A 23,334-nucleotide genomic window follows, 5' to 3' on the forward strand; every position below is an offset into this window, starting at 1 on the left:
TTAAAATGAGCGAAAATGAAAAAAATGAGCAAAATGAATATGCTCCACTAAAAGGAATTAAAGTCATCGACTGGACTCAAGTACAATCTGGTCCTTCATGTACACAACTTTTAGCATGGTTAGGTGCTGAAGTTATAAAAATTGAACGTACTAATACCGGTGACCCAACTAGAAACGAATTGCTTGATATTAAAGATTCTTGGAGTCTTTACTTCTTACAATTAAACGCAAACAAGAAGTCTTTAACTGTTGATATCAAGGCTCCAGAAGGTAAAAAGATTATGTACGACTTAATTAAGAAAGCCGACGTATTCGTAGAAAACATTGCTCCTGGTTCAGCTGATAGAAATGGGTTCGGCTGGGATAAACTTCACGAATTAAATCCTAGATTAATTTATGCTTCATTAAAGGGCTTCAACCAAGGTTCACGTTTTGAAAACGTTAAAGCCTTTGAACCAGTTGCTCAATCTGCTGGTGGGGCTGCCTCTGCTACTGGTTGGAACAAAGGAAAAGATAATGTTCCTACTCAGTCAGCTGCTGCGTTAGGTGATTCAAACTCAGGGATGCACTTAGCAATCGGTATTTTAGCAGCGCTACTTCAACGTGAACATACTGGTGAAGGTACTTTTGTTTACCAATCAATGCAAGATGCAGTATTGAATCTTTGCCGTATTAAATTACGTGACCAAATCATGTTAGATAACTTAGGTGCTCTTCCTCACTATGCTGTTTACCCTGACTGGAAGTGGGGTAAGGCAATTCCTCGCTCAGAAAACACTGAAGGCGGTCAAGTTATTGGCTGGACTTACAAGGCAAAAGGCTGGGAAACTGATCCAAACGCTTACGTTTACATTGTTGTTCAAAACGAAAACAAGAAATGGGACAAGCTATGTGAAGCAATGGGTCACCCAGAATGGGAAACTGATCCAAGATTCGTTGATTGGCAACACCGTCAATTACACAAAGAAGAACTTTACCCACTAATCGAAGAATATACTAAGCAATACGATAAATACACTCTAACTAAAGAACTTGGTGCTGCTGGTGTTCCTGTTGGTCCTATTCTTGACTGGCATGAACTTGAAAACGATCCTGACTTAAATAAAGATGGTTCCATCGTCACTATTAATCAAGGTGGCAATCGTGGCAACTTTAAGACTATTGGTTTGCCATTTACTCTTTCAAACTACAAGCCAGTTTATGATAAGGCTCCAGATTTAGGCGAAAACAACAAAGAAATTTTATCTAAATTGGGCTATGATCCTGATCAAATCGAAGATCTTGTTAATAAAGGCGTTATTTCTAAAGCTAAAGGGCCAAAGAATCCGCGCACTAAAGTAATTATTGATGGGAAAGAGCAATAATTACGAGTTAAATTTTGTGCAAAAAACAGTTAGATTAATTTCCAATGTCATTAAGTGAAGGCATTGGATTAATTTCTAACTGTTTTTTTAGTATGTCATTCATTTTCAAATATTAATAAAGATATGTCATTACAATAATTTGTTACACATCCTACTATTTTTCGGAAATTATCCCATCCTTATATTTAACTTTTAACTTAATAACCCGATCCATGTGGACTAAGTTAGGATTTTGACGATACAAAGCTGTTGCAGATTCAAATAATAGATAGATTTCCCCATCTTTACCAATAATCTGCTCTAAATATGGCGGCAAAATAATAGTCTTATCTGCTTGATTTAAATCAAGATTATAGTTTGGCTTGTTCAACTTATTTCTAAAAACTAGCAGCTGAGAATTGAAATCGCCGTATGACTCAGATAATAAAATATCGTTTCTATCAAAACTGATACCTTGTATTTGAGAATATGTTGACCAATTTTCCTCCGGAATAGCTAAATCATTTTCATACTTGTCTTTCTTAAATAAGCCCTTTTTGTTTAATCTATAGCCAAAAAGCTGACCACCATGAATTTTATCAAAATATCCTACATAGATTTTACTTTTATGATATGTCAAATAAGATGTTCTTAAAGGTGCTGCTAGATTAGTTCCATGTTTAAATTTTATAGGTCTTTTTTGTTTTTTGATATTATATTTCTCCAATTCCTTTAAACTCAAAGATTGAACCTGAGCACGTTGATATTGATTAATTGTTGCAACCCATAGTCGATCATGATCATCATCATAGGTAATGCCACCCACATGATCAATATTATTCAGAGCGATAGTTTTTATAAAACGTCCAGTTTTAAAATCTAACATCCAAAGAACTGAATCAAATGTTTTACTTTTACTATAGGCTGAAATAATCAAATATTTGTGATGAATGATGGCCAATCCTTGTGGATCCATGTCATATGCTATTCCAGGCTGACCTTGATTAGGCGAAGTATATTTAATAGCAGCCGATTGAATTAGTCCCGGAATCACATAAAAAGTCGGTTTTTGTTTAAAATTTAAATTTTTATAGACATCAGGATAAGTTTCAAATAGTACTGATTTGAAGTCCTTAGTAGAATAAGATGCGGGACGAGTACTAGTATTGTCAACTAATGCGGGCTGCGATTTTATAGAGGAATGATGGGGCACTTCTTTCTTTTTATAATTAGTCCAAAGCATAAAAAATATTACACATAAGGCTAAAATGATCATTGAAATAATCCAATAATATAACTTTTTGGATATATTTTTATTTAACACCCAATATCCCTCACTTTAGTTTAATAGTCTTTATTATCTATTCTAAAATATTCTTTGCTAACTATCATTTTAATATGCTGATTCATGCTAGAATCTAAAGGGTTTAATTTGATTTGATTTTACAATTGGCGTAAACATTTCAAATAAATATAAGGTTTAATTAATTATGATCGAAATCAAAAAAATAACTGCAAATAATAAAAATGATATTAACTTACCCAATCAACCATTCAAAATTTGGGGTAAATTAATTCCAAGTCTTAATAATGAAAAATGGGATTACAAAATTCATAAGTTTGCTAAAACATTTCAACAATGTTTTCCAAATGAGAATTACCAACATGATCCAAATTTAATTTATATTGGTGCCTATGATAATAACCACTGCATCGGACTAGCTATTTTTAGTAAATCTATGTTCAATTACTTATACTTAGATGATCTAAAAATTGATATAGATTACCGAAGGCGTCATATCGGTAGTCGATTAATTGAAGCCGGCTTAAGCGAAGCAAAACAGCTAAACTTACAAGGAATTTACACAATCGCTCAAGATAATAATCTATCAGCTTGTCTTTTTTATTTAAATAATAAATTTGAAATTGGTGGTTTTAATAATCGCGATTATTGTGGAACTGCTCAAGAAGGAAAAGCAGATATCTATTTTTATCGAGATTGTAAGTAAAAGCCCGCAAAGTTAATTGCGAGCTTTTTTGCATTAATGACCGCGATGCTTTTCTCGGCGTTTAGTTCGTTTTTGTAAGAAACGTCCTTCTTGTTCTTCTCGTTTCCTATCCTTATTTGCCTTTTTCTTGGCTATCTTTGACTGCTCAAACTGCTTTTTCAATGCTTGTTGAGCTTTGGTACCAATATTTTTCTTTTTTGTAGCCTTATGAGCCAATCTTTGTGCTCTCTTAGGATTAACAGGATGAATCTTTTCTTCACTGTAGTTTGATAAAAATGCAGTTTCGAATACTGAAAGTTTACTAGCTTAAGTATCTCTGACATATGTGGCAGGGATGCTCCTAAATTAACCTGTGCTACTTCATAATTAGCGCCATCAATCCGTTCAAAAATTGCTTTATAAAACGGATCATCAAAAATAATAGTCAATTCACCTTTAATCATAATGCGTTCCTCCTAATAAAACTTATTAGGAAAGACGGACATCCTAAGGGGGGGGGAAGGTTACTGATATAAAGTTATAAACTATACATTCGGACTACCAACCGAATTGTGTTTTTACTTTTCTTATAAAAAAGTATAACATACTGCTATATTACTCGAACTTACGTTTTGATATAATGATATAAAATAAACGAAATTGAGGTTATATTATGCCAAGAAAAAGAATGTGTACAACTACAGAGCTCATACAGCATCTTAAGTCTAAAGGTATAACATTTAGTTACATGGATACTGCTGAAGCTCAACACATGTTAGATACAACTAATTACTATTTCAAGTTAACCTCTTATAGAAAAAATTTTGCTAAAGATAATGATGAAAAATATATCAATTTAGACTTTGCATATTTAACAGATTTAGCTGCTATCGATGCGCAATTAAGAGAATACCTTTTAGAACTTACATTAGATATAGAACATGGTATTAAAACATTTATCATTACTAACATCTCTAACAATTCAACAGAAGATGGCTATTCAATAGTCCAAGAATTTAAAAATAAATATCCTGCACAATACGAACACACTTTAACTCAGCTAAATAAAAATAGATATTTACATGATTTATATAAAAAGTATCATTCAAATATGCCAATTTGGGTATTTATGGAAATTTCTTCTTTCGGTGTTTTATCATTATTCACTGATTTTTACTATAAAAAATATAAAACTAAGAATCTTAGACAAATTCACGCTCACTTAAAGTTTTGTAAAAACATTAGGAACGCATGTGCACATAGTGATCCATTTTTAATAAACCTTTTCTCGGATAAAGAATTTTTACGTCATCCATCTGCACCAGTTATGTCTATTGGAGAAAAGATGAATATCTCCAAAGAATACATTACTGATTTGAAAATAAATGATTTGATTTCTACTTTTTATCTTCATCGAAAGATTCAAAGCTCTAAATTGGCAGAGCATAGAGTAAGAGAAGGAAAACGACTTCTAAATAGATTTAATCGACATAATGAATGGTATTCTGAAAATCAGAAGATTAATACTTTTATATCAATTCTTGCTAAACTAATTGACTATCTAAGCTGAAAAGTCTAATATAGTGAACGAGGAAATAACGGTTAGACCGTTAGCTAATTAAGACAATAGTTAAGATTGGTTATAGAAAAAAGCTCCAACAATAGTTGGGGCTTTTTTGTATTCCATTTAACCAAAAGTAAATCTGACAACCTAATGTACTAAAAAAATTAGGCATTCTCAATTCCTTCTAATCTAGCATATTTGTAAATTACGGCTGAATCTTATGAGCGAACTTCCCGAAAACCATTTTCTACAGGTTGCTCATCACCTTTTTTCACCAACGAAACCATTTTTTCTTCTTTCATTTTGCCTATTCGTATATTAATTACGTAAAAAAGATGATTATTTTTTAGAGATTTTAAAATTGTAAACTAATAGTTCGCAAAATCAATTGCGAGCTTTTTGACTTATTCGTCTTCTTTTACAAAAAATTTCATTAGTAGTTTATTATGCTGAACCTTTTTTATAAATTGATTTTTACTATCTTCTTCAAATACTCAGTAATCATACTTCTTAAACCATAAATAATTTACTTATTACTCCTTACACTATTTTTCTCCAAAAATACTGCTACTTTTTGCATCATCTCTTCTGAATCTGCACTTGTAGTTACACTCAGCATTAATGCGATACCTTGAGATTTTGAAACTTTTAAACCATATCCATTTAATTTTAAAAATAATTTCGTTATCACATATGCTGTTCTCTTATTTCCATCCGTAAAAATATGTTTTTTAGTACTTTTTTGCAAAATAAAAGCAGCTTTTAACCATAAACTTGGATATAATTCATGTCCAAAAAGAACCATTTGTGGCTGTTCAATAATTACACTTAATCCTTCGGGGTATTGAATAACTTCTTGCTTTTCGCCAGTAAATTCTAGAACTCTTTTGTTAACATATATCAAATCGCTAGAAGATAAATATCTATATTCCATTTTACAAATCCTTTAATGCTTGAATTAAATCTGCATCTTCATTTAAGATCTCACTAACTTCTTTCTTTACATCCTCTGATACTTCAGGCATTTTTTTAAATGTAATTGACATCCCATCTGGAGAAACCTCTTTGATTACCTGATCTCCAGGCTTAACTTTAAAGATAGCCGTATCTTGCTTAGTTAATCTGATTGCTTCTGAATTTCCTGCTTTAAAAACTTTGGCTGTTTTATTATCCTTCAAAAAGTCCATAAGACTACCTCCCACTCATTTTGTGTGATTACATTTTATCATTTTGTAGATACATATAGCATCATTTAGCCTATAAAAAGGTATTTGCAACTAATAGTTGCGTGCTAAGCAATCAAAAAGTGGTTGTCTGCAACTAAGATTTTTTATAAATTAAGATCAATAAAAACAGAAAGGACGATCTATTATGAGATTAGGTCAAAAAATCGCAGACTTGCGGAAAAAGAATAATCTTTCTCAAGAAGGCTTAGCTGAAATAATGAACGTTAGCCGCCAAGCTGTTTCAAAATGGGAAAGTGAACAATCAATTCCAGATATTGAAAAAATAGTTAATTTATCAGAATTATTTGGTGTAACAACTGATTATCTATTAAAGAGCGGCGAACCTTCATTTGAACTTAAAAATGAAGATATTAATGATAAAGATAAATTACCTGTTTTATCTGATGAACTAGTTAAAAAATATTTAGCTGCTAGTCAGAAAAGTTCCAAATTACGTGCTTTAGCTATTGCCTTAATTATTTTTAGTCCTGTGTGGATATGTTTTGCATGTATCTTATCTATCTTCTTCAACCACGGCAGTCACTATGAAACTCCTCTAACTTTCACAATTTCTCTCAGTGGCTACGTAGCAGCTATTATTACTATTGCCATTGCATTGGGACTTTTTATTTATAGTCTATTAAATATGCGTGAGTTTGAACAAATCAAAAAGCAAAACTTTGATTTGACTGAAGAGAGAAAGAAATTAGAGTTCACAATTAAATTATTTCACCAAAATAATGATAAATACATAGTCTTCGCTAGTATTTTAGCCGTTTTAAGTATTATCGGACCAATGATTAATGGGTTCAGTAATTTTTCAAGCTCCAACATAGGATTTATTATTACCTGGGGAATAACTTTTATAATTTTTAGTGGTGCTTCATATTTATTTACTTTCTATTTATTCCAAAGAAATTATCTTTCTACCCTAATTAAGCATAAAAAGCATTTGCCAATTAAGCTCCACAGATTGTTTGTCTATGGCAGTTGGATTTATGCTTTCTTCATTTTAGGAATTACTTATTTTATCCGTTACTATACTTACAATATATTCAACGCTGATAATATATTATATTTAGGTTTTATTGTTTACTGTCTATTTACGTACTTCTTTATCAAAGAAAAAGCTGAATAACTATCTAAAAAAAAGCCCGCAAATTAATTGCGAGCTTTTTTAATTTGATCATATTTATTTACGAACGAATTTTCGATATAACATTTATCGCAGAAAGTTTTATGAGCGGCGGTTATTTTTCCTCCCAGAGGTGAGGCCTATGGTCAATATACTACAGAAAGGGTTCAACCATGTCGGTTTACGAAAGCATTTCTTTAATGCTTTTATTTGGTACGTTTGTGTTAGCTTTGCTAACCTACATCGACCACCACAAAAAATAAAAACGCCGCTCTACTTACATAACTTTGGCGAGTTATAGAGCGTCGTTTTCTACGATTTTTATAATATCGACCACCGCTCTTAAAGCGGGCTGCAAGGAGATCATCGGATCTCCTTTTTCTTTATACAAATTATACCATATTTTTTCAAAATAAAGCCCGCAAATCTAATTGCGAGCTTTACTTATATATTATATTATTCCCACTCAATTGTGGAAGGTGGCTTACTGGTAATATCGTAAACTACGCGGTTGATGTGATCACATTCATCTACGATTCTTGTAGAAATTTTACTCAATACATCCCATGGTAATTTAGCAAAGTCAGCAGTCATCCCATCAATAGAAGTTACTGCACGGATACCGATGGTATAGTCATAAGTACGACCATCTCCCATTACACCAACTGAACGAATACCTGGCAGAACAGTAAAATATTGCCAAACATCTTCTTGAAGTCCTGCTTTTTTAATTTCATCACGTAAAATTGCATCACTTTCGCGCACAATCTTAAGCTTATCTTCAGTAACTTCGCCAAGAACGCGAATTCCAAGACCTGGTCCTGGGAATGGCTGACGCCATACTAAATCATGCGGAATGCCTAATTTTTCGCCAAGAACGCGAACTTCATCTTTGAACAATTTACGAAGTGGCTCAATTAATTCAAAATGCATATCTTTAGGAAGTCCACCCACATTGTGGTGAGACTTAATTGTTTGAGCAGTGTTAGTACCCGATTCAATGACATCAGTGTACAAAGTACCTTGAGCTAAGAAATCAACATCCTTAAGCTTTTTAGCCTCTTCATTAAAGACCTCGATAAATTCTTTACCAATGATCTTACGCTTTTGTTCAGGATCTGTAACGCCCTTCAATTTATTCAAAAATCTTTCTTGTGCATTAACACGAATAATGTTTACACCAAGATCCTTGTTCAAGGCTTGCATTACTTGGTCGCCTTCGTCTTTACGCAGCATCCCGTGATCAACAAAGATTGCTGTCAATTGATCACCAATTGCCTTATGGAGTAGAGTTGCCGTAACACTTGAATCTACCCCACCAGAAAGACCTAAAATAACTTTCTTCTCACCAACTTTTTGACGGATTTCATCAACTTGCATGTCAATAAAATCGTTCATCGTCCAATTAGCTTTAGCACCGCAAACCTTAAAAGCAAAGTTCTTTAAAATATCTAAACCATATTCTGAATTACGAACTTCAGCGTGGAATTGAATACCATAGAATTTCTTTTCATCATTGGCTATTGCAGAAATTGGGCAATTCTTACTCTTAGCAGTTACTTTGAAACCTGCTGGAGCTTTAGTGACTAAATCGCCGTGACTCATCCAAACATATTGCTCTTTTGGCAAATCGCTAAACAAAACAGCATTTGGATCAGTAACTTCAATATCAGCACGACCATATTCTGAGTTATCGGCTTTTTCAACCTTACCGCCTAAGTCGTAACTCATTAATTGCATCCCGTAACAAATACCCAAAATTGGAATACCCAACTTAAATATTTCTGGATCAACTTTCAAAGCACCATCATCATAAACACTGTTAGGACCACCGGAAAAAATAATCCCTTTAGGCTGCATTTGCTTGATCTTATCAATGCTTAAATCATGCGGTAAAAGTTCTGAATAAATACCAAAGTCACGAATTCGACGAGTAATCAATTGATTATATTGACTACCAAAATCTAAGACAATAATTTTATCAAAGTCGCTAAGATTTTTCGTTGCCACTTTTTTGCTCCTTTTCTGATCTACATTTTTAATTAACTTTACTAGGAAAAAATTAAAAGGTCAATCAAAAAAATGATTCTCGCTCAAAATTGTTCGTTTTTTAAAATCAAAAACATCTAGATTAAATGCGAATCAGCGTTAATTCAACTTTTTATTTTTAATTCATTATTTTTTGGCTATCTCGCAATAATAAAAACTGAATAATTAAGCCTTGTCCTAAATTTAAATTCGCATTTTTGCATAATTTATCTTGTGTTAGCTAAACTATTTTGCTAACATATAAGCAACTTAATAATACTTATATATCGTCGAAATAAGGTCGACAGTTTCTACCCGGAACCATAAATTCTGGACTATAGGTAAAACGTCAAATTAATTAAAGGACCTCTTTTACCCTGTAGTCGAAGGTAAAACGAGGTCCTTATTTGTTTACTTTTTGGAGGAAATTTTGAAATTACTAGAAGATAGAATTCGTAAAGACGGTGCCGTTTTACCTGGTGATGTGCTAAAAATCAATTCATTTTTAAATCACCAAGTGGATCCCGAATTGATGATGCAAATTGGACAAGAATTTCAACGTCTTTTTAAAGATAGCAATATAACTAAAGTATTGACCTGCGAGGCTTCAGGAATTGCTCCAGGTGTCATGACAGCTTATTGCTTGAAAGTGCCAATGGTTTTTGCCAGAAAGAAAAAGCCATCTACTTTGAACGATGCTGTTTATTGGGCTGATGTTTTTTCTTACACCAAAAAAGTTACCAATAAAATTTGCGTTGAAGAAAAATTCTTAGATAAAGACGACAATCTTTTAATTATTGATGACTTTATCGCTCATGGTGAAGCAGTCAAAGGAATGGTAAACATCGCACGCCAAGCTGGCTGCAATATCGCTGGTATTGGCGCCGTCGTAGCCAAAGAGTTCCAAGGCGGCAGTGATTGGATTAAAGAGCAAAATATTCGTTTAGAAGCCCTAGCAAATATTGCAAGTTTTGAAAATGGTCAGGTTCATTTCGTAGGAGAATAAAATGCAAAACAATATCCACGTTAACCACAAAAAAGCAGCTTTATTAGGTTTGCAGCATTTGCTGGCAATGTATTCTGGAGCAATTGCCGTACCTCTTTTAATCGGAACCGCGCTAAAATTCAACTCTACACAGATGACATATCTAGTTTCAATCGATATCTTTATGTGTGGTTTAGCAACTGCCTTGCAACTACTTCGAAATAAATATTTCGGGATTGGCTTACCTGTTGTTTTAGGATGTGCCATTCAAGCCGTAGCTCCTTTGCAGATGATCGGCAAGAAATTTTCCATTGGCACAATGTATGGTGCAATTATTATTGCTGGTATTTTTGTTTTTTGTATTGCGGGATATTTTTCAAAAATCAAAAAATTATTTCCACCAGTGGTCACTGGATCTCTGATTACCGTCATTGGTTTATCTCTAATTCCAGTTTCAATTCAAAACATTGGCGGTGGAAATATCGGCGCCAAGGGCTTTGGAGATCCTAAAAATCTACTCACCGGCTTTATTACAGTAGCCATTATTTTAGCCTTGCAAGTTTGGGGCAAAGGCTTTCTTAAGTCAATAGCTGTCTTGATCGGTTTAATCATTGGAACGCTTATTGCAGCAGGCTTAGGAATGGTAAGTTTAACCCCGGTAAGTCAAGCTTCGTGGTTTCACTTGCCACAGCCATTTTACTTCGGAATGCCACAATTTGAATGGTCATCAAGCTTAACAATGATCATTATCGCCTTAGTATCAATGGTTGAATCCACTGGTGTTTTCTTTGCAATCGGCGATTTATTGAAAAAAGATATAACTGCTGATGACCTTAAAAAAGGCTATCGTGCTGAAGGTTTAGCACAAATTTTAGGTGGGGTATTCAATACATTTCCTTACACCACTTTTTCTCAAAACGTCGGCTTGCTTGAATTATCTGGTATTACAAATAAAAAGCCAATCTACTGGGCTAGCGGCTTTTTAATGCTGATGGGTTTGCTACCAAAATTTGGTGCTTTAGTCACAATCATTCCAACTTCTGTCTTAGGCGGAGCCATGTTAGTTATGTTTACTATGATTGCAGTTCAAGGTATGAGAATGCTGAAAGTCGTTGACTTTGAAGACACCCGCAATGTATTAATTGTCGCTATCTCTATCGGTTTAGGTCTAGGCGTGACTGTTTATCCACAGCTTTTCCAAAACCTTCCTGAAACTATCCAGTTATTCTTAGGCAATGGAATCGTAGTTGCAAGTTTAAGCGCTACTTTACTTAATATTTTATTTAAAGGTAAAGAAGGTTTACATAACGAAAAGATAATTAAGCACGAAGAAAAAGCAGACGGTCAAGTTTTTGACAGTCCACTTTAGCAAATAGATTATTTCGTTTTAGTTTTAAAAATCAATCTCTTTACCGTTCACCAGAACTTTATACGTTAGTTCCTTTAAGTTAACTAATAATGCGGCCTTGCGAGTTTGATCTTTATTTGAGCGAACAATACGGATTTCATTCTCGCTTGGGGCACTTACTTCAATATTTCCATTTAAGTCAAAGGCAGCTTCACTGTTTCTAAATCTAAATAGATTTAACAAGCTTGCTACTATTGGACGTTTAACTTCTTTTGCAATTTCATCGCGACTATAATAGTGCCGATTAATGTTGCGTCCTTCTTTTGTTTCTTCCAAAAGCTTAATATCATTCTTTCCTGCAAGCATCCCTACATAATATACTTGTGGGATTCCCGGAGCGAACATTTGCAATAAACGAGCAATAAAGTATCTCTTATCTGAATCGCCTAATGCAGAATAGAATGTTGTATTAATTTGATAAATATCTAAATTATGGTACTCAGCACTTGAGTACTTTTTTTTGACATTTGCACCAATCTTATACAACTGCTTGGTAGTATACTCAATTTCTTCTGGAGCCAAAATATCACGTGCATCAACTACTCCAATACCATCATGCGTATCAAGCGTAGTAAATTGCTTCATTGGCGACATCTTAAGCCAGTTGACTAAGCGCTCGCTTTTACCGCTATACAAGGAATACAAAGTTACCATTGGCAACGCAAAATCATAAACAAAGTACCCATGCTTTGCAATCTTAAATGGCATTGAATAGTGTTCATGAATTTCCGGCAAAATCATAGCGCCTTTATCGGCAATATCGTCACGTACTTGAGCCAGCAATTCCCAAATTTCAGGTTCAACAAAGAAATCATTGCTATCAAGCTTTTTAACTGCATAGGCAAATGCATCTAAGCGAATGATATCTGCCCCATGGTCAATTAATTGATTCAGAGTCTGCTTAATAAATTCTTGGGTAACTTTCTTGCGTACATCTAAATCAATTTGTTCAGGACCAAAAGTATTCCACAATTTCTCTTTACTGCCATCTGCAAAAGTGATTTCTTGATATGGTGCACGATCTTTACGCTTATAAATCAAATCAACATCTGCTTTAGTTGGACGCCCTTTTGGCCAAAACTTATCCCAACTCAAGAATAAATCGGCATACTTTGACTTATCTTTCTTTTTTTGAAAATCTTTATAATATTTGGACTGACGAGAAATATGGTTGATCATAAAATCAAACATTAAGTAATAATCTTCACCTAATTTTTCCACATCCGACCAATCGCCAAACTTTGGATCAACAGTTGTGTAATCAGTTGGCGCAAATCCACGATCCCCAGTTGAAGGGAAAAATGGGAGTAAGTGAACGCCCCCAACTACACCTTTTAAATCCGTGTGCAATACTTCGTCTAAATCTTTAATATTTTTTCCTAAACTATCTGGATAAGTAATCAACATTACTTTGTTAGAAATTGCCATTTTCAACTCTCCCTAATCAGTTTCCTTAAAGTGATATAGTTGCGCCTTAAAATCTCCATGCTCTACTGGATCGTAAATCCCCATATTCATTAACTCATCACCACCATAAACTTCATGAGTCATTTGATTTTCATAATGCTTATCAGGATCAAGTCCCACCATCTTGGTTTTGGTGATATAGGGCTGGGCACTTGCCATAACTCTTACTACACAGAGCACTGCTTCTTTTTGATCTGGACTGATTGTTTCCCAAGCACATTGGTTGCTAGTTTGAGCTGATTTTAAACGATAAAACTTACCAAATTGCGTTACTTTTCTAATTTTCTTGTATTCAGCAACTTGTTTTTGAACAGCCTTACGATCTTGCTCATTCATTTTGGTTAGATCAAGTTCATATCCCAAATCACCCCACATAGCAACAATTCCGCGTGTCTTAAATGGTGTAATACGTCCATTTTGTTCATTCGGACTTACTGAAACGTGCGACGTCATCATCGATTGTGGATAAACTAAGCTTGTACCATATTGAATACTCAATCTATCAATTGCATCGCTATCATCGCTTGCCCAAATTTGTGGATTATAGTAAGCCATTCCCGCATCAAAACGGCCACCACCACCAGAGCATCCTTCAATTAAAATATTTGGATACTTATCTACAAGGCGCTCTAATAAGTCATAAAGTCCCAAAACGTAACGATGGTAGGCTTCGCCTTGACGATTTGCTGGCAAGTCTGCTTCATAAATATCTGATAAATGGCGATTCATATCCCATTTGATATAGTCGATTTTTTGACTATCTAGAATATGCTCCATTTGTGCAAAAATATTATCGCGGACTTCTTTACGCCCTAAATCTAGCAAGTATTGATTACGCGATGGACTAGGCTTTCTATTTGGCACATGCATCAAATATTCAGGATGTTTTTGATATAAATCAGAATCTACAGAAATCATTTCTGGCTCAAACCACAAACCAAATTTCAATCCTCGGTCATGAACATAATCTGCGAAGTGATCTAAGCCATTAGGAAACTTTTTCTTAAAGACGTTCCAATCGCCCAAAGAAGAATTATCATCATCGCGATGGCCAAACCAGCCATCGTCTAAAACAAACATTTCAATACCTAGTTTTTTGGCATCATCAACGATTGTCTTTAATTTATCTTCGTTAAAGTCAAAATACGTAGCTTCCCAATTATTAACTAAAATTGGACGAACTTCGTTTTTGAATTTACTACGCATAATTCGTTCATGAATTATGCTATGAAAGGCTTGACTCATCTTATTCAAGCCTTGATCGGAATAAACCATCACAACTTCAGGAGTTTGGAAACTATCTTGTGGTTTTAATTGCCAATTAAAATTAAAATCATTAATTCCAATATTAAGATGTGTTTGCGCAAATTGATCTTTTTCAACCTCAAATTTATGATTGCCTGAATATACAAAAGCAAATCCAAAGGCATCCCCACTAAATTCAGTAGTTTCAGGATCAACCAAAGCCAAAAATGGATTCATTTGATGACTTGAAGTGCCACGAATACTTGAATAAACATGAATTCCTTGATTGATAGGATTGCGATCTACTCTTCTTTCATGAGCGTGTGCTCCTGGCAAAGTGATCGAATCAAAATCACGATCCACAAAATCTAGTTGCATTGAGGCAACTTTTTCTAAATTAACTGTTTCGTTTCCCGTATTTCTAACTTTTACTGAGCGAGTAATAACTGGGCGATTGCGAAAAATAGTATAAGCTAGGTCAAACTTTACGCCAGTAACCTTATCTACCAAAGTCACAATTAAAGTTTGCGCTTCGTCTTTATCTTTCACCCAAGTATGTGGCAAACCTTTCAAGTCAGGCTTTCCTGAAACAATCTGATATCCCTCATAAGTTAAAAATAAAGCATTTGAACCATTTTTTTGTCTTACGATGCAAGCTGGCGTATGATAGTCCATTTCTCCTGCTGAGCTATATTCTTTAGGGAGTGAATCGCGAGAAAATGTTCGATCATTTGATCCTGGTAAATTTCCCGAAAATCCACGATCAACGCGAGGATAGCGAAGCTGTCCATGATAATTATCTACTTTTTTGCCAAAGTATAAATGAGCTAGTGTACCACCATCTTCAACTGATAATAAATAAGAAATTTGATCATTATGTAAGTGAAATACTTGATCTTTTTCATCGAAAGAAATCATTTGCATCTTTTTCTCCTAATTACTCATACTAATGAAAAAGCTAGAACCTTACTGCAGTTCTAGCTTTTTTAATTTTAAAAAATCTATCTATTTAACCGCACCATTACTCATACCAGCAATAATATTCTTTTGGAAAATTAAGTAGACAATCGTAATTGTAATAATACCTACAACATAAGAAGCAAAGCTTGGACCATAGTCATTGAAGTATTGACCGGTGTAGTTGTATTGGAACAAAGGAAGCGTCCACATCTTTGAATCTCTATTCAAAATTAACAATGGAAGCATGAAGTCGTTCCAGAACCACATTGCATTGATAATTAAAGTTGTGGCATGCATTGGCTTAAGCAATGGGAAAATAATCTTAAAGTAAGCTGTAAACTTATTAGCACCATCAATTTCAGCTGCTTCATCTAAACTTTCAGGTACGCTTTGTTTAATGTAACTAACATAAAGAAATAGCGTTTGTGGGACGGCATAAGTAAGATACAAAATAATTAAGCCCCACATATTTGCCAAACCGATTTTACTCATCATGACAGTAATTGGAATCATGATAACTTGGAAAGGAACGAAAATACCGATAATTAATAAGATATACATCCAATTAAAGGCAGTTCTTTTTGACATATTTCTAGCAATTGAATAAGCAGCCATTGGAACGAAAATCATTACCAAGACAACTGACAAAACAGTAATTACAATTGAGTTCCAGAAGTAGTTTAATACTCCATCTGCAAATAATTTTTGATAGTTTGCAATTGTCCAAGGATTTGGCCAAGCAAAGAAGTGATTCATAATTTGCTTGGTATCCTTAAATGAACTAAGAATCGTGTATAAAAGCGGGATAAGAATTAATATTCCTCCTACAACTAGGAGTGCATAATCCCAAAATTTTTTAGATTTATTATCTTTTTCCATTCTTAAAAGTCCTCCTAATCAACCGCATACTTATTAGATAACTTAATTTGAATAAATGAAACAACTGCAATCAAAATGAATAAAACAATCGCAATCGCATTAGCGTAACCAAATGAGTTGTTCTTAAATGCATAGTTATAAACTAACAAACCAAGAGAAGTAGTTGAATTATTTGGTCCACCGGCAGTCATCGCAAAGATTTGGTCAAATGCTGTTAAACCTGATTTCAAAGCTAAAATAAAGACCATTGAAATACTTGGCAACATATATGGCAATTCAATCTTCCAAAAGATTTGACGACTGTTAGCACCATCAACAGCGGCAGCTTCCTTAATTTCATCAGGAATACTTTGAAGACCTGCTAAGAAAATAATGATTGGCATCGCAACGCCTTGCCATAACAAAACAAAGATAGTCGCAACAATCGCACCAACATTTGTACCTAATAAACTAGTTTGAAGCCAGCTAATATGTAAGAAATTACCAATAGCAGGTAAACCATAGTTAAACACTTGCTTAAAAATCAAAGCCACAGTTAAACCTGATAAAACAGCTGGGAAGAAGAACCATGCTCTGAAAAATGTTTGACCCTTGATCTTTGAATTCAAAGCCCTAGCTACCAAAATACCAATTGCAATTTCACCTACTATTAAACAAATAGTCAATATTGCAGTAAAGCCAATTGATTTAGCAAAGTTTTGATCCATGAATAATAATTTATAGTTATTCAGACCAACGAATTTATAGTTATAAGTTAATCCTGTCCAGTTGGTAAAACTGTAAAATGCTCCCTGAAATAGTGGGAAGTAGAAAAATATAGCTTGTAAAATCAATGGCACAATGAGGAACAACCAGCCCCAATGTCTTTCAAAAAAGTTCTTTGATTTCATTATTGATTCCCCTCTAGTTAGCAGCCTTCATCGGGTTAAAGAATGTATTCATATCGTTAACCATTTGTTGTTTATTGCCAGTCATCAAGTAACTTGCTGTCAAATTGAAGAAGTCGTTTTCACTAGTCCAATCCTGTGCAAGCCAGACCATATCATGCTTAGTAAAGGCTAATTGTGAAAGTCCACCTAATTGTGAATTAGGGCCTTTTTGTTTAACTCCTTTAACAGCTACTGGACTTCCATCTACGTCATAGTATTTTTGCATGGCAGCTGGAGTAGTCATGTAAGCCACAAATTTTTCAGCTGCTTTTTTATGTTTAGATTTAGATGAAATTGATAAAGCCAAGTCTCCTGAACCAACTGTCATTTCATGGTTTGGTTTAGCAGCTGGGAAAGCAAAAGTTCTAACTTTAAATTTTGGCTTTTGCTGATTAATCATTGGTAAAGCCCATGAACCATTTGGCATAATTAAGCTTTGGCCACTAGCGAATGATACAACCGCATCGTTATAACTCGCTCCACGCCAATTCTTTTGAGCATTAAGTCTTAGTAAGTTAAGTCTATTAAAGTCTTTTTGAATATATGGATTATTGACCTTAATTCCATTTGGTGCAGAATATCTTAAAAGTTTATTAGCTTGTTTAGCACCACCAGTGACTGTAGCAAGCGACAATTGATGATAACCATTCAAAGTCCAAGGCTCAGTACCAGCAACTGCAAATGGAGCTTTGCCGCTCTTTTTAATTTTCTCAACTGCTGCTTCAAAATCTGCCCAAGTCTTTGGTGGCTTAATTCCTAGTTTTTCAAATTCTGTTGCATTATAGAAAAATCCATAAACATTCGCACTTAATGGGGCATTATAAATTTTCCCATTAATCTTAAATTGATCTGCATAATGATTTTTGATGTTCTTAATATATGGCGCATTCGTCATATCTTCAAAATACCCTGCCTTGGCCCACTCTTGATAATCGATATTTTGTGGATAAATATTAATTACATCTGGAACATCACCAGAAAGCATTCTAGTTTTTAAAACTGTCCCAGCATCAGGAACGTCCAATTCCTTAACATGAATATCTGGATTTTTCTTTTCAAAATCCTTGATAATTTCTTTTAAGGTGCCAGACATTTCCTTTTTTTGGTTAAAATACTCTATTGTAACTTTTTTCCCATTATGACTTTCTTCGCTAGCTTGTTTATTCCCGCATCCCGCTAGAGTTAAGCCTAGTGCAGCCAAGCCAACAAGCGATAATCTTCGTAGCCATTTATTCATAGCTTTCTTTCCTCCAAACTTAAGTATCTCTGCCAAGTTAAAAATAAGTAAACGTTTTCATTTGACAAATCAATCATAACTCAATCTGTAAATTTTTCAACCCATTTTCATAAATTTACATAAAGATATCTTGTAATTTCCATATATTAAAGCATTAGTGTTATGATAATTTACATGTGGAGGTGTAAATTATGCCAGTAACTATTACAGACGTCGCAAAAAAAGCTCAAGTTTCAACGGCCACAGTTTCACGCTACTTAAATCGCAGTGGCTACGTAGGCCAAGAAGCAGCACGAAAAATAAAACAAGCCATTGAACTATTGGGCTATAAGCAAAAAATCTCAAGCTTTAATCCGACTCCAGTAAAATTAATTGAGGTCAATTTTCCTAATATCGACAATCCATTTTACGCCGAACTATTTGAATACTTGTCAGGTTACTTAAAAGAAAAAGGATATGACTGCGTTCTTCATATAGACCACTTTCATATCCAAGATTTTGACTATTATTTAAAACGTTTTAAAAAACATGAAATTTCTGGGCTAATCACCAGTTCCTTACTCCATATTTCGCAAAAAGACTTAAATCGCAATTTGCCAATTATTAGTTTTGATCGAAAGATTAGTCCCAAAATTCCGACTATTCAATCTAATAACCTTGATGCTGGTGCTCAAATCGCACAATCGGTTTTAAATCGGGGAAAAAATAAAATTTTAATTATCGCTGGAGCAAAAGAAGACTATTACCCAATTAATGATCGTATTAAGGGTATGATGCGTGTTTTTAACACTTATAAGATGAAAGTCACTCTTGAATCTTTAAATGCGAACGAATCAATCATTGCTAAGAAAATTATGATCCAGCAAATCTTGCAAAAACATGAATATGATGCAATCTGCTGCACAGATGACATTACGGCGCTGATTGCCAAACAATGCAGCGACTTTTTAAAATTAGATCCCTTAATTACAGGATTTGACGGTACTAATTTAATCCAAACTCTCTTCCCTAGCTTAATTACTGTCCGCCAGCATACAAAAGAATTAGCACAGTTAATGAGCGATCTTCTTCTTAAGCACATAAATGATCCTTTATATCCCCTAGAAAGTGTTTACACCTTACCAGTCACTCTTATTAATCAATATAATCACTAACAAAAAAAGGCCTGAAAAATTAATTTCAGGCCTTTTGTGTTTCATATTTTATTATTTATCAATTACTGTAACATCGCCGCCTAATTGACGGATTTTTTCTTGGACACGATCATAGCCGCGCAAAATATTACCAGCATTAGAAATGACGGTTTCCCCATCTGCCATAAGACCAGCCAGCATTAAACAAGCTCCAGCTCGAATTTCACCAGCGCTAACATGTGCACCACGCAACTTAGGAGTTGGATGAACTAAAATAATATTATCTTCTACCCTAATGTCAGCGCCCATTTTTTGCAATTCGGGAATATGACCCACACGTTTAGGATAAATATTATCGATTACTACACCTTCACCAGACTTAGCAGTAAGTAAAAGCGGCGTAATTGGCTGCTGCAAGTCAGTTGCAAAACCTGGATAAACATCAGTTTTTACCTGCACCATTTTCAAATCGCCAGCTGGATAAACATAAAGCGAATCTTCATCAGAATCAATAACAACTCCCATTTCTTCTACTTTGGCTAAGTACGAATCCAGGTGTTCTTCAATAATGTTATGAATTCTGATTCCATTACCAATGCAAGCTGCCAAAGAAACATAAGTACCAGCTTCAATTCGATCAGGAATAATAGTATGCGGAATCTGAGCCTTTAACTGTTCAACACCTTCAATTCTGATTGAATCAGTTCCTGCACCACGAATAGTTGCACCCATATTATTTAAAAATGTAGCTAAGTCAATAATTTCTGGTTCTTTAGCTGCATTTTCAATAATCGTTTGTCCTTGTGCAGTTACACTAGCCATAATAATATTCATCGTTGCTCCAACGGATGGCATTTTCAAATGGATTTTTGCTCCATGAAGACCATCTGCTGGCGCAGTAATTATTATTTGATCATTTTCATTTTTTACAGTAGCTCCTAAAGCTTCAAAACCTTTAATGTGTTGATCAATTGGACGAGGACCTATATCATCGCCACCTGGAAAGCCTACAACAGCTTTTCCAAAGCGACCAAGTAAAGCACCCATAAAATAATAAGATGCACGAAGAGACTTAATTTTTCCTGCTGGAAGTGGACTCATCTTAATCTTGTCGGGATTAATTTCTAAAGTCGTTTCATGGAAATTACATTTAACGTCCATTTCTGTAAGCAGGTCCATTAAGTTATCAACATCCGCAATTCTCGGCACAGCTTCTAACGTTACCGGGGTACGGGAAAGTATTGACGCTGGAATCAAAGCCACAGTAGAGTTCTTGGCTCCACCAATCCATACGTCGCCCTTTAAGGGCTTTCCGCCATGAATAATCATTTGTTTCATTGGGGAAACAATCCTTTTCATCTATTTGTAATATCAAAATGTATCACAAAATATAATATAGAAAAATCGACAAAAAAACAAGAGGATCAGTCTAGACCAGCCCTGCTTGTTATCAAATTTTAATCTTTTTTATTGGAATACATGTCTTTTTTGAAAATTAATCAAATTTTGATTCAGGCAAGTTACTTGCAGCTCCAATAAATGCTTTAAACAATCCTTCTGGACGTTGCGGACGACTCAAAAATTCCGGGTGATATTGAGCAGCAATAAAGAATTTATTCTTTGGCAATTCAATAATTTCTACCAAACGATTATCTGGCGAAACGCCTGAAAATACCATTCCTGCTTTTTCAAAAGCTTCACGATAATCATTGTTAAATTCATAACGGTGGCGGTGACGTTCTTGAATGACGTCTTGGTTGTCATAAGCTTTACGCGTCTTAGTGCCTTGCTTTAAGGCAGCTGGATAAAGTCCTAAACGTAAAGTTCCACCAATATCTTCGATATCACGCTTATCAGCCATAATATCAATGATATTATTTGGTGTCTTAGGATCAGCTTCAGCAGTATTAGCATCTTTTAAGCCTAAAACATTACGTGCAAATTCTACACTAGCCATTTGCATCCCTAAGCAAATTCCTAAAAATGGAATGTCGTTTTCGCGAGCATATTGAATTGCAGTAATCATGCCTTCAAGTCCGCGTGTTCCAAAACCACCTGGAACAATTAAACCGTCTGAACCCTTCATAATATCTGCAATATTATCTGGCGTAATATCTTCTGCTTGTACTTTATCGACCTCAATCTTAGTATTGTAAAGATATCCTGCATGCTGCAAAGCATCAGTTACTGAAATGTAAGCATCTTCTAATTCAACATACTTACCTACCAAAGTAATCTTAGTAGTATGCTTTAAGTTCTTAGCTCTTTCATCAAGCTTACTCCAAGCTGCCATATCAGCTTCAGGCTTGGGGCTTTTAAGATGAAGGAAATCACATACTAATTGATCCATGCCTTGCTTTTGGAAAGAAAGTGGAACATCAAATAATGAAGGTTCATCAATCGATTCAATGATTCTTTCTACAGGAACATCAGTAAAAGTAGAAATCTTATTCTTCAATTCTTGACCAACTGGCTTTTCAGCGCGAAGTACTAGCATATTAGGTTGAATACCAATACTGCGAAGTTCAGCAACTGAATGTTGAGTTGGTTTGGTCTTCATTTCATGAGCAGCATGCAAATAAGGCACTAATGTACAGTGGATGTACATTACATTTTCATCGCCAACTTCACGACGCATTTGACGAATTGCTTCCATGAATGGAGTTGATTCAATATCACCTACAGTACCACCAATTTCAGAAATAATTACATCAGAATCAGTAGTAAGTGCAGCACGCATGATCTTTTTCTTAATCATATCAGTGATATGCGGAATAACTTGAACAGTTGCTCCATGGTAATCGCCACGACGTTCTTTTTCAAGAACTTCTTTATAAATCTTACCGGTAGTAACATTAGAATATTTACTAGTTCTAACGTCTACAATTCTTTCATAGTGACCTAAGTCAAGGTCAGCTTCAGTACCATCATCAGTTACATATACTTCCCCGTGTTGATAAGGATTCATCGTACCTGGATCAATATTAATGTATGGATCGAATTTTTGCATCGTAACTTTTAAGCCACGATTTTTTAATAAACGTCCTAAACTTGAAGCGGTAATTCCTTTACCTAAAGATGATACAACCCCACCGGTTACAAAAATATACTTGGTCATGCCCTGCTTCCTTCCTATAGAAATAAAATCAAATAAAACAAAAAAAGCTCCCACTTGGGAGCTAAAATGCACGTAGAGTGCCCATACAAAATACTAAAGGGATTTTATCTCTTCGTCAAGTATTTTATTCGTCATCGTCATCTAAATCATCTTGATGAAGTTCTGATAATTGACCTTCAATACCGTCATCTAAATCATCGTCATCATTAGCATCATCTAAATCGTCATCATCTGAATATTCGTCATCATTATCTTCATCATCGATATCCAAATCATCGTCTTCTGGGTCATCAGAATCGTAGTCAATAATGTCATCATCATCAGAATCGCCAATAAAGGCATTAACTTTCTTATGGTGCTTTTTACGTGGTGCGTCTTCTTCATCTTCAGGGTGATTTACTTCTTCATCCACTGATTCAAATGGGAACCATGAACGTAATGCCCAAACATTATCACCCATAGAAATAAATTCGCCGTCAGTGTTTAAATCAGTATAAAATTGTGGTAAACGTTCACGGATCTCTTCATCACTCTTGCCCAAGAAACTTTGAACAGCGTTCACGATGTCAGCAAAGGCCATTCTCTTGCCGCTATCTTGCAAAATTGCTCGAGCAACTTCAATCATTGACAATTCGTCTTTATTTTGGCCCTTAAAATCATCTAAACCCACTAATGGCACGTCCTTTCAC

The 23,334-nt window shown here is 34.6% G+C and carries 20 protein-coding genes, 1 pseudogene and 1 riboswitch; of the genes and pseudogenes, 8 read left to right on the forward strand and 13 right to left on the reverse strand.

What is annotated here, in order from left to right; all coding sequences use genetic code 11:
* The first annotated feature begins 5 nt into the window (after nt 1-5).
* The gene (gene frc, locus BN55_RS02050) at nt 6-1,364 is read left to right on the forward strand and encodes a formyl-CoA transferase (RefSeq protein ID WP_008469984.1); all 1,359 of its coding nucleotides are present in this window, start codon (nt 6-8) and stop codon (nt 1,362-1,364) included.
* Between the two features lie 154 nt (nt 1,365-1,518).
* On the opposite strand, the gene BN55_RS02055 is transcribed toward frc, so the two are convergent.
* Nucleotides 1,519-2,667 carry a YncE family protein gene (locus tag BN55_RS02055; protein ID WP_236699157.1) on the reverse strand — a complete coding sequence of 383 codons (1,149 nt, stop codon included), beginning with the start codon at nt 2,665-2,667 and terminating at the stop codon, nt 1,519-1,521.
* Between the two features lie 166 nt (nt 2,668-2,833).
* Between BN55_RS02055 and BN55_RS02060 the strand changes: the two genes are divergently transcribed.
* Nucleotides 2,834-3,352 carry a GNAT family N-acetyltransferase gene (locus BN55_RS02060; RefSeq protein WP_008469986.1) on the forward strand — a complete coding sequence of 173 codons (519 nt, stop codon included), beginning with the start codon at nt 2,834-2,836 and terminating at the stop codon, nt 3,350-3,352.
* Nucleotides 3,353-3,385: 33 nt separating this feature from the next.
* Here BN55_RS02060 and BN55_RS02065 read toward each other — a convergent pair.
* A pseudogene (locus BN55_RS02065) lies at nt 3,386-3,795 on the reverse strand (YjdF family protein).
* 209 nt (nt 3,796-4,004) lie between these two features.
* On the opposite strand from BN55_RS02065, the gene BN55_RS02070 reads away from it, so the two are divergent.
* The gene (locus BN55_RS02070) at nt 4,005-4,901 is read left to right on the forward strand and encodes an Abi family protein (protein WP_008469991.1); all 897 of its coding nucleotides are present in this window, start codon (nt 4,005-4,007) and stop codon (nt 4,899-4,901) included.
* A 520-nt stretch (nt 4,902-5,421) separates the two neighbouring features.
* On the opposite strand, the gene BN55_RS02075 is transcribed toward BN55_RS02070, so the two are convergent.
* Both BN55_RS02075 and BN55_RS02080 read right to left on the reverse strand, forming a co-directional pair.
* Nucleotides 5,422-5,829: a type II toxin-antitoxin system death-on-curing family toxin gene (locus BN55_RS02075; RefSeq protein WP_008469992.1), complete on the reverse strand. Its 408-nt coding sequence runs from the start codon at nt 5,827-5,829 to the stop codon at nt 5,422-5,424.
* Between the two features lies 1 nt (nt 5,830).
* Entirely contained in the window at nt 5,831-6,082 is a 252-nt protein-coding gene (locus BN55_RS02080) for an AbrB/MazE/SpoVT family DNA-binding domain-containing protein (protein WP_008469993.1), read from the reverse strand.
* A 184-nt stretch (nt 6,083-6,266) separates the two neighbouring features.
* Here BN55_RS02080 and BN55_RS02085 point away from each other — a divergent pair, with 184 nt between their 5' ends.
* The gene (locus tag BN55_RS02085) at nt 6,267-7,259 is read left to right on the forward strand and encodes a helix-turn-helix domain-containing protein (RefSeq protein WP_008469994.1); all 993 of its coding nucleotides are present in this window, start codon (nt 6,267-6,269) and stop codon (nt 7,257-7,259) included.
* A gap of 197 nt (nt 7,260-7,456) precedes the next feature.
* Entirely contained in the window at nt 7,457-7,519 is a 63-nt protein-coding gene (locus BN55_RS09695; protein WP_225793009.1) for a putative holin-like toxin, read from the forward strand.
* A gap of 193 nt (nt 7,520-7,712) precedes the next feature.
* Here BN55_RS09695 and guaA read toward each other — a convergent pair whose 3' ends face one another.
* Entirely contained in the window at nt 7,713-9,266 is a 1,554-nt protein-coding gene (gene guaA / locus BN55_RS02090; protein WP_008469995.1) for a glutamine-hydrolyzing GMP synthase, read from the reverse strand.
* 278 nt (nt 9,267-9,544) lie between these two features.
* Nucleotides 9,545-9,642, forward strand: a riboswitch (purine riboswitch).
* Nucleotides 9,643-9,714: 72 nt separating this feature from the next.
* On the opposite strand from guaA, the gene BN55_RS02095 reads away from it, so the two are divergent.
* A complete protein-coding gene (locus tag BN55_RS02095; protein WP_008469997.1) occupies nt 9,715-10,290 on the forward strand; it encodes a xanthine phosphoribosyltransferase in 576 nt (191 codons plus the stop codon).
* A 1-nt stretch (nt 10,291) separates the two neighbouring features.
* Nucleotides 10,292-11,638 carry a nucleobase:cation symporter-2 family protein gene (locus tag BN55_RS02100; protein WP_008469999.1) on the forward strand — a complete coding sequence of 449 codons (1,347 nt, stop codon included), beginning with the start codon at nt 10,292-10,294 and terminating at the stop codon, nt 11,636-11,638.
* 24 nt (nt 11,639-11,662) lie between these two features.
* Here BN55_RS02100 and gtfA read toward each other — a convergent pair whose 3' ends face one another.
* From gtfA to BN55_RS02125, 5 genes are all read right to left on the reverse strand, one after another.
* On the reverse strand, nt 11,663-13,105 hold the full coding sequence (gene gtfA / locus BN55_RS02105) for a sucrose phosphorylase (RefSeq protein ID WP_008470000.1): 1,443 nt from the start codon (nt 13,103-13,105) through the stop codon (nt 11,663-11,665).
* Between the two features lie 12 nt (nt 13,106-13,117).
* Nucleotides 13,118-15,313 carry an alpha-galactosidase gene (locus BN55_RS02110; RefSeq protein WP_008470001.1) on the reverse strand — a complete coding sequence of 732 codons (2,196 nt, stop codon included), beginning with the start codon at nt 15,311-15,313 and terminating at the stop codon, nt 13,118-13,120.
* A gap of 81 nt (nt 15,314-15,394) precedes the next feature.
* The gene (locus tag BN55_RS02115; RefSeq protein WP_008470002.1) at nt 15,395-16,228 is read right to left on the reverse strand and encodes a carbohydrate ABC transporter permease; all 834 of its coding nucleotides are present in this window, start codon (nt 16,226-16,228) and stop codon (nt 15,395-15,397) included.
* Nucleotides 16,229-16,242: 14 nt separating this feature from the next.
* Entirely contained in the window at nt 16,243-17,118 is an 876-nt protein-coding gene (locus tag BN55_RS02120) for a carbohydrate ABC transporter permease (RefSeq protein WP_008470003.1), read from the reverse strand.
* Nucleotides 17,119-17,131: 13 nt separating this feature from the next.
* Nucleotides 17,132-18,394, reverse strand: coding sequence for an extracellular solute-binding protein (locus BN55_RS02125; protein ID WP_008470004.1), 1,263 nt, complete (start codon nt 18,392-18,394; stop codon nt 17,132-17,134).
* 191 nt (nt 18,395-18,585) lie between these two features.
* Here BN55_RS02125 and BN55_RS02130 point away from each other — a divergent pair, with 191 nt between their 5' ends.
* The gene (locus BN55_RS02130) at nt 18,586-19,548 is read left to right on the forward strand and encodes a LacI family DNA-binding transcriptional regulator (protein ID WP_008470005.1); all 963 of its coding nucleotides are present in this window, start codon (nt 18,586-18,588) and stop codon (nt 19,546-19,548) included.
* Between the two features lie 51 nt (nt 19,549-19,599).
* Here the strand turns inward: BN55_RS02130 and BN55_RS02135 are convergent, their stop codons facing one another.
* The 3 genes from BN55_RS02135 to rpoE all read right to left on the reverse strand — a co-directional run bounded on the left by BN55_RS02135 (nt 19,600) and on the right by rpoE (nt 23,315).
* The gene (locus BN55_RS02135; protein ID WP_008470007.1) at nt 19,600-20,865 is read right to left on the reverse strand and encodes a UDP-N-acetylglucosamine 1-carboxyvinyltransferase; all 1,266 of its coding nucleotides are present in this window, start codon (nt 20,863-20,865) and stop codon (nt 19,600-19,602) included.
* 157 nt (nt 20,866-21,022) lie between these two features.
* On the reverse strand, nt 21,023-22,645 hold the full coding sequence (locus BN55_RS02140) for a CTP synthase (protein ID WP_008470009.1): 1,623 nt from the start codon (nt 22,643-22,645) through the stop codon (nt 21,023-21,025).
* 124 nt (nt 22,646-22,769) lie between these two features.
* Nucleotides 22,770-23,315 (reverse strand): DNA-directed RNA polymerase subunit delta, encoded by a 546-nt coding sequence (rpoE, locus tag BN55_RS02145; protein ID WP_008470010.1) that lies wholly within the window; start codon nt 23,313-23,315, stop codon nt 22,770-22,772.
* Between the last annotated feature and the right edge of the window lie 19 nt (nt 23,316-23,334).

The sequence above is a fragment of the Lactobacillus hominis DSM 23910 = CRBIP 24.179 genome (assembly GCF_000296835.1).
Classification (GTDB): domain Bacteria; phylum Bacillota; class Bacilli; order Lactobacillales; family Lactobacillaceae; genus Lactobacillus; species Lactobacillus hominis.

Coding starts and splice junctions, on each gene's coding strand:
- BN55_RS02130 (WP_008470005.1), top strand. CDS start 18,586: ATGCCAGTAACTATTACAGACGTCGCAAAAAAAGCTCAAGTTTCAACG.
- BN55_RS02140 (WP_008470009.1), bottom strand. CDS start 22,645: ATGACCAAGTATATTTTTGTAACCGGTGGGGTTGTATCATCTTTAGGT.
- BN55_RS02060 (WP_008469986.1), top strand. CDS start 2,834: ATGATCGAAATCAAAAAAATAACTGCAAATAATAAAAATGATATTAAC.
- BN55_RS02120 (WP_008470003.1), bottom strand. CDS start 17,118: ATGAAATCAAAGAACTTTTTTGAAAGACATTGGGGCTGGTTGTTCCTC.
- BN55_RS02110 (WP_008470001.1), bottom strand. CDS start 15,313: ATGCAAATGATTTCTTTCGATGAAAAAGATCAAGTATTTCACTTACAT.
- BN55_RS02125 (WP_008470004.1), bottom strand. CDS start 18,394: ATGAATAAATGGCTACGAAGATTATCGCTTGTTGGCTTGGCTGCACTA.
- BN55_RS02070 (WP_008469991.1), top strand. CDS start 4,005: ATGCCAAGAAAAAGAATGTGTACAACTACAGAGCTCATACAGCATCTT.
- BN55_RS02085 (WP_008469994.1), top strand. CDS start 6,267: ATGAGATTAGGTCAAAAAATCGCAGACTTGCGGAAAAAGAATAATCTT.
- BN55_RS02100 (WP_008469999.1), top strand. CDS start 10,292: ATGCAAAACAATATCCACGTTAACCACAAAAAAGCAGCTTTATTAGGT.
- BN55_RS02080 (WP_008469993.1), bottom strand. CDS start 6,082: ATGGACTTTTTGAAGGATAATAAAACAGCCAAAGTTTTTAAAGCAGGA.
- frc (WP_008469984.1), top strand. CDS start 6: ATGAGCGAAAATGAAAAAAATGAGCAAAATGAATATGCTCCACTAAAA.
- BN55_RS02115 (WP_008470002.1), bottom strand. CDS start 16,228: ATGGAAAAAGATAATAAATCTAAAAAATTTTGGGATTATGCACTCCTA.
- gtfA (WP_008470000.1), bottom strand. CDS start 13,105: ATGGCAATTTCTAACAAAGTAATGTTGATTACTTATCCAGATAGTTTA.
- BN55_RS02135 (WP_008470007.1), bottom strand. CDS start 20,865: ATGAAACAAATGATTATTCATGGCGGAAAGCCCTTAAAGGGCGACGTA.
- BN55_RS02075 (WP_008469992.1), bottom strand. CDS start 5,829: ATGGAATATAGATATTTATCTTCTAGCGATTTGATATATGTTAACAAA.